Origin of the sequence: Streptosporangium sp. NPDC005286 (assembly GCF_040607515.1) — a bacterium.
Taxonomy (GTDB): domain Bacteria; phylum Actinomycetota; class Actinomycetes; order Streptosporangiales; family Streptosporangiaceae; genus Streptosporangium.
Genome location: NZ_JBEXGU010000240.1, coordinates 1 through 10,647 on the forward strand (window position 1 = coordinate 1; position 10,647 = coordinate 10,647).

Consider the following 10,647-nt stretch of genomic DNA (forward strand, 5'->3'; position numbering starts at 1 on the left):
CCCGGTGCCGATCGGCACCGGGCCACCGTCTGTCAGCCCTTGTCGGCCTGCGGGGGTTGGCCTACAGGGTGAGGCCGACGATCACAGGGTCGTGGTCGGAGGCGCGGAAGGCGTCGGGCTTGTACAGGCCCGGCGGGTTGTACTCGAGGTTGTAGTCGTAGATCCGGCTCTCATCGGAGTTGATGTGCCAGATCGTCGCGCTGGTTACCCGCTTGAGCAGGTCCTTCCCGACCAGGGCGTGGTCCAGCTCGCCGAGCTGGCCCTCGTACAGGTAGCTGTAGCGCAGCGGCTCGGGGACGAACCTCTTGGTCGTGCTGCTGAGGCCACCGGCCTCCAGGACGTCCATCGGGTCCTCCTCGCCGTAGGCGTTGAGGTCGCCGAGCACCATCGGGTTGGTCAGCTTCAGGTCCCTGATCAGACCCAGCGTGGCCTGTGCCTGGCGTACGCGCTCGCCGTTGTAGCAGCTCTGCCCGTCGCCCTGGTCGGCGTCGGGGCCCACGGCCTCCTCGTCGCAGCCCTTGGACTTGTAGTGGTTGACCAGCACGGTGAAGGACTTACCGCCCTGGACCCGGCGGAAGGTCTGGATCAGCGGGGGCCGCCGGAAGACCGGGTCGGTGGAGGACTGCGCCGCGCCCACCAGCTGGATCCTGGCCGGCTTGTAGATCATCGCCACCTGGATCACGTCGGTGCCCGGGTAGGGGTGGCTGAGCGCCGCGTAGGTACCCGCGCCGACCTCGGCGTTGAGCGCGTCGACCAGGGCCTGAATCGCGGTCTGGCCGTTGTTCTGGATCTCCATGAGGCCGACGACGTCGGCGTTGACCCCCTTGAGCGCGGCGACCAGCTTGGTGAGCTGGCGCTTCTGCTCCTCAGGACTGCTCGCGCCACGCGAGCGGAGGGTGGTGAACCAGTTGAGTGCGTTGAAGCTGGCCACCTTGACGTTGCCGATGACCGGGAACGGGACGGGCAGGCGCGGGTTGAGCGGCAGGAAGTTGAGCGGCTTGGTCGGCTGGAGCCGGTACTTGCCGAAGCCGTACCCCATGACGCCGGTGACGCCGAAGGCGGTGTCCCCCAGGCGGAGGCGCCGGTCGGCATAGGGGATCGTCGGCGGGTTCTCCACCGTGGAGGCGTCGTCCACCAGCAGGCTACGCCGCGCGTTCTTGGCCGTGGTCACACCCGGCCGGTCGGTCGGCTGGAAGATGCGTCCCTCGGAGGAGACGGTGATCTCGCCGTACCGGCCCAGGTTGTAGTGGTCGCTGAGGGTGAGCGGCTCGGGGAAGGTGACGAGCATGTTCTCGACGGACTCGAAGGTCGTGCCCTCGGCGCGGGGCAGGCTCTGCTTGGCGGGCGCGATGGTGCCCGTGCCGCAGACGTCCACCGCGGTGACCGGTGACAGCTCGGTCCAGCCGTTGAACTCCACGACCCTGCCGGTGACCAGGACCCTGTCGCCGACCTTGACGTCCTTGAAGGAGCTGCGGGCGAAGGCGAACAGGCCCTCGGAGGTGGCCGGGTCGGCGTCCGGGGTCGGGTCCTGGAAGAAGAACCCGCTGAGCTGGCTCGTCTCCTGGAAGTCGGCGGTCACGATGCCCTCGACGCGGACGACCTGGCCGGCCAGCGGGCTGACGTCACCGCTGCCCTGCACCTGGGCGATCTGGTGGGTGACCGGGACCTCACACGGCTCCCCCGTCGGGGTGGGGGTCGGCGTGGGCTCCACCGTGGGCTCCACGGTCGGGGTGGGGGTCGGGGTCGGCGTGGGCGTGGGCTCGACGTCGCCGCACGGCGCGGCGTCGGTGGCCCGGTTGCGCGGCGCGGGGGCCGCGGCCTCCACGTCGGCACCGTTGTCGTCGGTGTCGGCGCAGCCGTGGTCCTTGCGCAGCCCCGCCGTGGTGACCGAGAGCCCGGGGGCCGCGGTGCCCTCGAAGTAGTTGGCGGTGCCGTAGCCGATCAGGTCGGCGATCAGCGCCGTCTGCTCCGGGGCGCACGGGACCGAGCCGCCGTTGCACGCCAGGCCCTGGGCCGAGCGGACAAGGGCCACCTTGCCCGCGGAGCCGCTCAGGTTGATCGTCCCGGTGCCGTCCGGGGCGGGCAGCGGTGAACCGTTGGCGCCGCCGGCCAGCTGGAGGAGATGGTACTGACCTGGCGCGAGCGTACCCGCCAGGGGGACGACCGGGTTGGCGGCGAAGTTTCCGGTGCCGGTGGCGCTGGCGTACTGGACGGACCAGCCGTCCAGTACCACGGGTGCGGCGCTGCGGTTGAACAGCTCGACATAGTCGTTGGTGAGTGGCGCGCCGGTGCTACCGCCACCACCGTAGACCTGGCTGATGACGACGGTGCCCGGCTCCGCCAGGGCCGGGGATGAGACGAGGGTCGCGACGCCGGTGGCGGCGAGGCCGACGGTCACGAGGGCGGCGAACGCCCGGGATAAAGCACGCATGACCGGGAGCGTAGAGCTGGATGGATTCCAGGACATCAACCCGTAAGTGGATATAAGGCGAATTCAAGAATCTTGACACTTCATGTCTATCCAGCCCGGTCAGATATGGCTTTCCTTGACCTAGAAGTCGCTTGCCTTGGCGCCTGCGGGTATCACTGCGGTTATGAGAACTCTGGACATGGGTTGGGACACCTGCGCCGCCTCCCTGGAGTGCGCCGGATCCGCGCGGCAGCCCTACGGGCGCTGCCTGGCCCATCTGGACGCCACCGAACTCGACGAGGTCGTCCGCGGCCTCTCCCCCGGTTCCGCGATCGACCTGCGGGCCACCGTCGTCGGCCAGGACCTGCTGGAGCGGATCCTCTCCGCGACCCGCGGGCGCCTGGGCCGGGCTCGGTTCGACTGGGCGACCTTTCCCGAGAGCGTGCGGTTCTGCGACATCGTGTTCGGCGGGGACGTCTCCTTCGACCACGCGCGTTTCCAGCGCCTCGCCTCGTTCTTCAACGCCAGGTTCGCCCGCAACGTCTCCTTCAGGGAGGTCAGGTTCGATCGGGAACTCTCCCTGCACGGTGTCGCCATCGCCGGGCACGCGGCCTTCGACCGGGTGTCCATCGACGGCGACGCACTGTTCGGAGGAGCGCTTTTCGACCGGACCGCGTCCTTCGAGCAGGCCGACTTCCATGGTTTCGTCACCTTCGACGGCACCGGATTCACCGGCGACGCGACCCTGAGGGGCTGCAGGTTCCGCCGTACCGTGTCGTTTCGCAAGACGAGCTTCGGTGGGCTGGCCGGGTTCGACGGGGCCCGTTTCTCGGCGGGCGGCTACCTGGCCCCGATCTCGGTCGGCCGCCACCTGACCCTCGCCGGGGCCTGGGCGGGCAAGGGTCTTGACGTGACCACCGGCGGATGCTCGGTGGACCTGCGGCGGCTGGAGGTGGGCGGGCGGCTGACCGTCCGGCTCGACAACGCGCGGGCCGACCTGGAGGGAGCGACCCTGCGTGGCCCGGCCACGGTGCGGGGCCGGGACGGCGCCCGGGTGACCTCGCTGCACGAGGTGGACGCCGAGCAGCTGGAACTCTCCGACCTGGACCTCAGCACCTGCCTCTTCACCGGAATGCGCCACCCCGAGGGTCTCCGGCTGAGCGGCTGCGCGCTCGCCGTCGTCCCGCGCAGGCCATGGCCCCGGCTGCGCTGGTGGCCCCTGCGGCGCGCCCCGGACCACGGCTGAGACGCCCCCACGGGATCCGAACGTGTGCCGGCTCCGGGTCTTCTCAGGGTGGTCCCCGATGCGGAGTCCCGGACGGGCGACCAGGATGGGAGACCCGTACCCTGAACGGGGATCGGGCCGCTGGAGAGCATCTGGAGAGCACCATGGCAGGCAGCGGGGTCATCGACGACTACGTGACCGGGCTCAGCCGCGCTCTCCGAGGTCCCAGGGGACCCAGGCTTGACATGATCACCGAGGCCCGCGACAGCCTGCTCGACACCGCCGAGGCGCTGGAGGGCGACGGCCTGGGGCGCGAGGAGGCCGAGCGGACCGCGGTCGAGGAGTTCGGGACGATCGGTGAGATCGCGCCGGGCTACCAGGAGGAGCTGTTCATCGCGGCGGGCCGCAGGCTGGCCACCGTGCTGTTCATCACCGTGCCGCTCACCACGGTCATGTGGAGCGTGATCTGGAAGATCTTTCCTGCCGCTCCGACGGTGTACGAGACCAGGCCCGACTGGTTCGTCCCGGTCGCCCGAGGGCTGGACATCCTTCAGATGCTGATCGGCGTGCTCGGCGGGGTCGCGCTGTTCGCGCTGGGCCGGGGGCTGCGCAGGATCAGGCAGCCGCGGCTCGTCACCCGGTTCCTGGGCCTGCTCGTCTGGGCGATGCTGCCGGTCCTGCTCGCGCTGACCGGGGCACTGATGTTCGGCTCCAACGGGCCGGCCGACTTCGGCGACTACCCACCGGGGGCCGGCGTGGCGCTGGTGAGCTTCCTGTTCTGGGGCCTGCAGCTCTACGGCGCCTTCAAATGCCTGAGCCTCACCCGCCGCGGCCCCGTCCCCGCCTGCGCATAGTCCCCGCCCCCGCCGGGGGTCAGCGGGTGGTCCGCGGCTCCAGGACACTGCCGATGGCTCCGGCGAACCGCTGCCAGGCGGAGCGCTCGCCGGCGAGGGCCGTGCGCCCTGAGGAGGTCAGCCGGTAGGTGCGCCGCTTGCGCCCGCCCACCGTGGCCCACTCGCTGGCCAGGTATCCCGCCTGCTCCAGCCGGCGCAGCGCCGGGTAGACCGTGCCCGTCGGCACGTTCAGCGCGCCGCCGCTGCGCGCCTGGAGCGCCTCGATGATCGCGTAGCCGTGCAGCGGTTCGTGCTCCAGCACGGAGAGCAGCAGGGCGTCCATGTGGCCGCGGAGCGCGTCGGTGTTCACGCGATCGCCTCCACGGGCCGGGCGGATCCCTCGTCGCCGCCCCCGGCGGCCCGTTCGCTTCGCTCACTCACGTCGTCAGCCTACCTTTCGCATAGGCATGCTACATATAGGCGTCCTACATGTAGAGTGCCTATAGGTAGACAGACATAACAATGGAGGTGAGAGTGTGGACGTGCTCGACCTGGCCCGGATGCAGTTCGCCGTGACGGGAAGTCTTCACTTCCTGTTCGTCGTGCTGACCCTGGGCCTGGCCCCCCTGATCGCGATCATGCACACCCGCTACGCCATCACCGGCAGGCCGGTCCACGAGCGGGCGACCCGCTTCTGGGGCCAGATCTATGTGATCAACTACGCGCTCGGCATCCTCACCGGGCTGGTGATGGAGTTCCAGTTCGGCATGAACTGGAGTGGTCTCTCGCACTACGCCGGCGATGTCTTCGGGGCACCGCTCGCGATCGAGACGCTCGGCGCGTTCTTCCTGGAGTCCACCTTCCTGGGTCTGTGGATCTTCGGCTGGCACCGGCTGCCCAAATGGCTCCATCTGGCGTGCATCTGGGTGGTAACGCTGACCGCCTATGTCTCCGCCCTCTGGATCATGGTGGCCAACTCGTTCCTGCAGAACCCCGCCGGGGCCGTGGAGCGGGACGGCCACCTGGTGCTGACCGACTTCGGCGCGCTGCTCACCAACCCGATGCTGACCATGGCGCTGCCGCACGTGCTCGGCGCGGGCCTGTGGACCGGTGGTTTCGTGATGCTGGGGGCCAGCGCGTACCAGCTGTTCAGGCGCACCGCCGAGCGGGAGTTCTTCACGAGCTCGCTCCGTACCGGAGTGATCGTCTCGCTGGTCGGCTCACTGATCACGGTCGGTTTCGGCTACGTGCAGTTCGACCCGATCTCCCAGTTCCAGCCGGACAAGTTCGACGGCGCCCTGGCCGGCACCGGACTCGGCTTCATGATCATGATTGGTCAGCTGTTCCAGGCCCTCATCATGTTCGTGCTGGCGCCGACCGTGTATTGGCTGCCGCGCTGGCGCTGGGCGCACCCCCTGCTGATGGCGATGACCCCGCTGCCCTTCCTGGCGGCGATCCTCGGCTGGCTGACCAGGGAGTCGGGGCGGCAGCCCTGGATGATCAATGGCAGGCTCACCGTCGCCGACGCCATGTCCCCCGGGCTGACCTCGGGGATGGTCACCGTCTCGCTCATCGCCTTCGGCGGCGTGCTCGGCCTGCTCGCGCTCGTCGACTACCTGCTGATCGCCCGTACCGTACGGCGCGGGCCCGCCGCCGCCACCCTCGGCGCGAGCGCCCCCGCCGACCCCAACGAGCGCGCGCACGCGCTCAGCTACTAGGGAGCCGATCGTGGACATCCTCTGGCTGGGCGTGTTCGCCCTCCTGCTGATCGGCTACTTCGCCCTGGAGGGCTTCGACATCGGGGTGGGCATGCTGCTGCCCGTGCTCGGCAGGACGCAACGGGACAGGGACGAGATCGTCACCGCCATGGCGCCGTTCGTCCTGGCGGGCGAGGTGTGGCTGGTGGCCGTGGCGGGCGTGCTGTTCGGCGCCTTCCCCGCGATCGAGGGAGAGGTGCTGTTCGGCCTCTACCCGCTGGTGGTGCTGCTGCTGGTGTCGTGGATCCTGCGCGACGCCGGGCTCTGGTTCCGCCGCCGTGCCGACGGGAGCGCATGGCGTACGACCTGGGACTGGGCGATCTGTGCCGGCTCCTGCGGCCTGGCACTGAGCTGGGGCATGGCACTGGTCGCGCTGGCCGGCGGCCTGTCGGGACCGACGATCAGCCTGCTCGGGCTGGCGGGCGCCCTGGTGATGGCCGCGCTGTTCGCCCTGCACGGCTGGACGTTCCTCTCCTGGCGGCTGCCCGAGCGGATGACCGGGGCGCGCCGCACCGGGTGGGCGCTCCTGGGCTCGGCGTGCGCCGCGGCCGCGCCCGTCGCGGCGCTGCTCGCCGTGCTCGCCCCCTGGCTTCTGGACCATATGGCACCCGCCGGTACGTTAAGTGTGCTGAGTGTCATGATTCTGCCGTTCGCACCGATCATGGTGGGTGCGCAAGTATGGGTGTGGCGGGCGTTCGGCCCCGGGCGTGCCGCCGGTCGGGTTCCGTCGTTCTTCTGAGGTCTCTAGGGTTGGCATGCACAAGGATCTGGTACGGCTGGCGTTGGGTGAGCGGGCCGTCCGCCGTCATCTGGCCGTGTGCCTGGCCGCCGCCGTCCTGGCCGGGTTGCTCATCCTCCTCCAGGCTGAACTGCTCGCCGGGGTGCTGTCCGGGCGGTTCGCGGCCCCGGCCCTGATCCTGCTGGCCCTGGTCGTCGGCGCCCGGGGGCTGCTCACCCTGGTGCAGGGAACGGCCGCCGGGCGGATGAGCAGCGGGGTGAAGTCCACCCTGCGCCACCGCCTGCTGGCGCGGCTGCAGGAAGCCGGCCCCGCCAGGCCGGCCTCGGTGCGGTCGGGAGAGCTGGTGACGCTGACCGGCCGCGGTCTGGACGCCCTCGACCCCTATCTGTCGGGCTACCTGCCCGCGGTGGCGGTCGCGGGCGTCGTGCCGATCGCGGTGCTCGTCCGGCTTTTCACCGCCGACCTGGCCAGCGCGGTGATCGTGCTGGTCACGCTGCCGCTCATCCCGATCTTCGGGGCGCTGGTCGGCATGCACACCAAGGCCGTCACCGAACGCCAGTGGAGGGCCCTGTCCCGCCTCGGCGGGCACTTCCTGGACGTGGTCCGGGGCCTTCCCACGCTGCGCGCCTTCGGCCGGGCCCGCTACCAGGCCGAGGTGATCCAGCAGGTGGCCGACGCCCACCGGGTCGCGACGATGCGCACGCTGCGGGTGGCCTTCCTGTCCTCGCTGGTGCTGGAGCTGGCCGCGTCGCTCTCACTGGCCCTGGTCGCCGTGCCGGTGGGCCTGCGGCTGCTGTCGGGCTCCCTTGACCTGTCGACCGCGCTGCTGGTCCTGCTCCTGGCGCCCGAGGCGTACCTGCCGCTGCGCAACATGGGCAGCAGGTTCCACGCGGCGATGGAGGGCGTCGCCGCCGCCGACGAGGCGTTCGCCGTGCTCGACGGCCACGCGGAGGCTCCGCGTGGCGCACCCGCCGCCGGGCACCCGGGCCCCGGAGCGACGACGGCGCCGGAGATCCGGCTGGAGCATGTCACGGTGCGCTACCCGGGCCGTGCGGAGGCCGCGCTGGAGGACGTGTCACTGGTGATCGCCCCCGGCGAGCGAGTGGCCCTGGTCGGCGAGAGCGGCGCGGGCAAGAGCACCCTGCTCCACCTGCTGCTCGGCTTCGTCACCCCTGCCGAGGGCCGGGTGCTCGTCGACGGCACCGAGATCGGCGACCACGACCCCTGGCGGGCGCGCCTGGCGTTCGTACCCCAGCGCCCGCACCTCTTCGCCACCTCGGTGGCCGACAACATCAGGCTCGGCGCCCCCGGCGCGACGATCGACGAGGTCAGGGCCGCGGCACGGGCAGCGCAGGCGGAGGAGTTCATCCTGGCGCTGCCCGAGGGCTACGACACGGTGCTCGGCGAGCGCGGGACGAACCTGTCGGCCGGGCAGCGGCAGCGGGTCGCGCTCGCCCGCGCGTTCTGCCGCCCAGGAGCCGGACTGCTCCTGCTGGACGAGCCGACCGCGCGGCTCGACGGCCGCAGCGAGAGCGCGGTCGTCAGCGCGACCCGCGACCTCGCCGAGGGCCGCACCGCCGTGATCGTCGCCCACCGGCCCGCGATGATCGAGCTGGCCGACCGGGTGATCCGGATCGCCGACGGCCGCGTGGTGGCCGGGACGCGAGAGGAGATCGCCTCCCCATGACCGATGTCAACGAGGTCCCGGCAGGCAGGACGCGCGGGCGGATGACCCTTGCCGTGGCGGCGGGGGCGGCGGCCGAGCTGGCCGGGCTCGGGCTGATCGGGTCCGCCGGGTGGCTCATCACCAGGGCCGCCGAACAGCCGCCGCTGGCGGCACTGAGCGTGGCGATCGTCGGGGTCAGGGCGTTCGCGACGACCAAGGGGGTCTTCCGGTACGGGGAGCGGCTGGCCGGACACGACGTGGCGCTGCGAGCCCAGGCGACGACCAGGGAGCGGCTCTACCAGGCGCTCATCCCCGCACGACCGCTGAACCAGCGGGGGGCCGACCTGCTCAGCCGCATGGTCGACGACACCGACGCGGTGCAGGACCTGCTCGTACGATGCCTGCTTCCCGCCGCCGCGGCGCTGATCACCGGTGTGGCCGCGATGGTGATCGGGCTGTTCCTGCTCCCGGCCGCGGCGCTGGTGCTGCTGGCCGGGCTGCTGGTGGCCGGGGTACTGATCCCCGCGGGCACGGCCACCGCCGCACGGCGCTGGTCGGCGCGGATCGCCCCCGCACGGGCCGACCTGGCGGCCCGGGTCGCCGACCTGGTGCACGGCGCGGCCGACCTGGCCGCCTACGGGGCGAACGAGCGGGCTCTGGCCGCCGCCGCCGAGGCCGACACCCGGCTGGCGGCGCTGGAGCGCCGGCAGGCACGGGCGAACGCGGTGGCCTCCGCCCTGGGCGTGCTCACCCAGGGCCTGACCGTGGCGGCGATCGTCCTGGTGGCGCAGAACTCCGGGGCGGGCTCCGTGGCCACCGCGGTGCTCGCGCTGACCTCGCTGGTCTCCTTCGAGCCGGTGCTGCCGATGGCCTCGGCCGCCGAGCGGCTGACCGGGGTGCTCGCCGCCCTGCGCCGCCTGCGGGAGGTCGGCGCGACCGCTCCGGCGGTGGCGGAGCCGGCCACCGCGGTCGAGGTGCCCGCCGGGGCGCCGACCATTGAGATCAAGGACCTGGTGGTCCGGCACGGCGTCGGCCGCGCCCCCGCGCTGGACGGGGTCAGCCTCACCCTCACTCCCGGCAGGCGGGTCGCCCTGGTCGGCCCCAGCGGTGCCGGCAAGAGCACCCTGCTGTCCGCCCTGATGCGCCTGGTCGAGCCCGAGTCGGGGACGATCAGGGTCAGCGGGGTGGACGTCCGGGAACTGGCGTCCGACGACGTCCGGCGGGTGATGACCGGGCTGACGCAGGACCCGTACGTGTTCCAGGCCTCGGTACGGGACAACCTGCGACTGGCGGGCCCCGAGGCCTCGGACGAGGAGCTCACCGAGGCCCTGCGGCGGGCGCGCCTGGAACGCTGGGTGGAGCGGACCGGCTGGGACGCCGTCCTCGGGGAGGACGGGCGGACGGTGTCCGGTGGGCAGCTGCAGCGGCTGGCACTGGCCCGGGCGCTGCTGAACGACCCTCCGGTGCTGCTGCTGGACGAGCCCGCCGAGGCACTGGACGAGACGACGGCGGACGCGCTCATGGCCGACCTGCTGGACGCCACCCACGGCCACACGACGCTGCTCGTCACCCACCGCCTGCGCGGGCTGGAGCGGGTGGACGAGATCGTCGTGCTGGAGAACGGCTCGGTGACGCAGCGGGGCAGCCACCAGGAGCTGGTCTCCTCCCCCGGCTACTACCGCGACCTGTGGCACTCCGAGGCGCTGACCGCCTGCCGGTGACGCCTTAGTCACCTGCACACCGTCCCGATCGTCTCCGGCCGGGGGCGAAACAAGTGATCTTGGCCGAATGGACGAACAACTCACCGCTATTAGGAAAACCGGACGAATTCCGCCACCCCCAACCTGTCATACCGTCGCGGTAACCACGCATCGGAGGGCTGGCACGTGTCCGTTGAGCTCCACCACCGCGCCGTCGTCGCGGATACCCACAACGACCTGCTGATGGCCGTCACCGCCAGGCCGCCTGCCCGGTGGGCGTCGTTCTTCCGCGAGCGCTGGCTGCCGCAGCTGCGTGA

At 71.5% G+C, this 10,647-nt stretch carries 8 protein-coding genes; 6 read left to right on the top strand and 2 right to left on the bottom strand.

Features of this window, described 5'->3' with window-relative positions; translation table 11 throughout:
• Window positions 1-61: 61 nt before the first annotated feature.
• Window positions 62-2,431, bottom strand: coding sequence for an ExeM/NucH family extracellular endonuclease (locus ABZU75_RS42680; RefSeq protein ID WP_355567947.1), 2,370 nt, complete (start codon window positions 2,429-2,431; stop codon window positions 62-64).
• A 163-nt stretch (window positions 2,432-2,594) separates the two neighbouring features.
• Between ABZU75_RS42680 and ABZU75_RS42685 the strand changes: the two genes are divergently transcribed.
• Window positions 2,595-3,656 carry a pentapeptide repeat-containing protein gene (locus tag ABZU75_RS42685; protein WP_355567950.1) on the top strand — a complete coding sequence of 354 codons (1,062 nt, stop codon included), beginning with the start codon at window positions 2,595-2,597 and terminating at the stop codon, window positions 3,654-3,656.
• Between the two features lie 143 nt (window positions 3,657-3,799).
• Window positions 3,800-4,489, top strand: coding sequence for a permease prefix domain 1-containing protein (locus ABZU75_RS42690; RefSeq protein ID WP_355567953.1), 690 nt, complete (start codon window positions 3,800-3,802; stop codon window positions 4,487-4,489).
• 19 nt (window positions 4,490-4,508) lie between these two features.
• Here ABZU75_RS42690 and ABZU75_RS42695 read toward each other — a convergent pair whose 3' ends face one another.
• Window positions 4,509-4,838: a helix-turn-helix transcriptional regulator gene (locus tag ABZU75_RS42695; RefSeq protein WP_343966032.1), complete on the bottom strand. Its 330-nt coding sequence runs from the start codon at window positions 4,836-4,838 to the stop codon at window positions 4,509-4,511.
• Between the two features lie 166 nt (window positions 4,839-5,004).
• Between ABZU75_RS42695 and ABZU75_RS42700 the strand changes: the two genes are divergently transcribed.
• Genes ABZU75_RS42700 through cydC form a run of 4 tightly spaced genes read left to right on the top strand, consistent with a single transcriptional unit; the run spans window position 5,005 to window position 10,351 of the window.
• Entirely contained in the window at window positions 5,005-6,186 is a 1,182-nt protein-coding gene (locus tag ABZU75_RS42700) for a cytochrome ubiquinol oxidase subunit I (RefSeq protein WP_355567957.1), read from the top strand.
• Window positions 6,187-6,196: 10 nt separating this feature from the next.
• The gene (locus tag ABZU75_RS42705) at window positions 6,197-6,964 is read left to right on the top strand and encodes a cytochrome d ubiquinol oxidase subunit II (protein WP_355567960.1); all 768 of its coding nucleotides are present in this window, start codon (window positions 6,197-6,199) and stop codon (window positions 6,962-6,964) included.
• Window positions 6,965-6,980: 16 nt separating this feature from the next.
• On the top strand, window positions 6,981-8,651 hold the full coding sequence (gene cydD / locus ABZU75_RS42710; RefSeq protein ID WP_355567963.1) for a thiol reductant ABC exporter subunit CydD: 1,671 nt from the start codon (window positions 6,981-6,983) through the stop codon (window positions 8,649-8,651).
• Window positions 8,648-10,351, top strand: coding sequence for a thiol reductant ABC exporter subunit CydC (gene cydC, locus ABZU75_RS42715; protein WP_355567966.1), 1,704 nt, complete (start codon window positions 8,648-8,650; stop codon window positions 10,349-10,351). Before cydD ends, cydC begins: the two co-directional genes overlap by 4 nt.
• Window positions 10,352-10,647: the final 296 nt, after the last annotated feature.

What these genes read in the sequence shown, in the direction of transcription:
- ABZU75_RS42680 (WP_355567947.1), bottom strand. Translation starts at nt 2,431, where the DNA reads ATGCGTGCTTTATCCCGGGCGTTCGCCGCCCTCGTGACCGTCGGCCTC.
- ABZU75_RS42685 (WP_355567950.1), top strand. Translation starts at nt 2,595, where the DNA reads ATGAGAACTCTGGACATGGGTTGGGACACCTGCGCCGCCTCCCTGGAG.
- ABZU75_RS42690 (WP_355567953.1), top strand. Translation starts at nt 3,800, where the DNA reads ATGGCAGGCAGCGGGGTCATCGACGACTACGTGACCGGGCTCAGCCGC.
- cydD (WP_355567963.1), top strand. Translation starts at nt 6,981, where the DNA reads ATGCACAAGGATCTGGTACGGCTGGCGTTGGGTGAGCGGGCCGTCCGC.
- cydC (WP_355567966.1), top strand. Translation starts at nt 8,648, where the DNA reads ATGACCGATGTCAACGAGGTCCCGGCAGGCAGGACGCGCGGGCGGATG.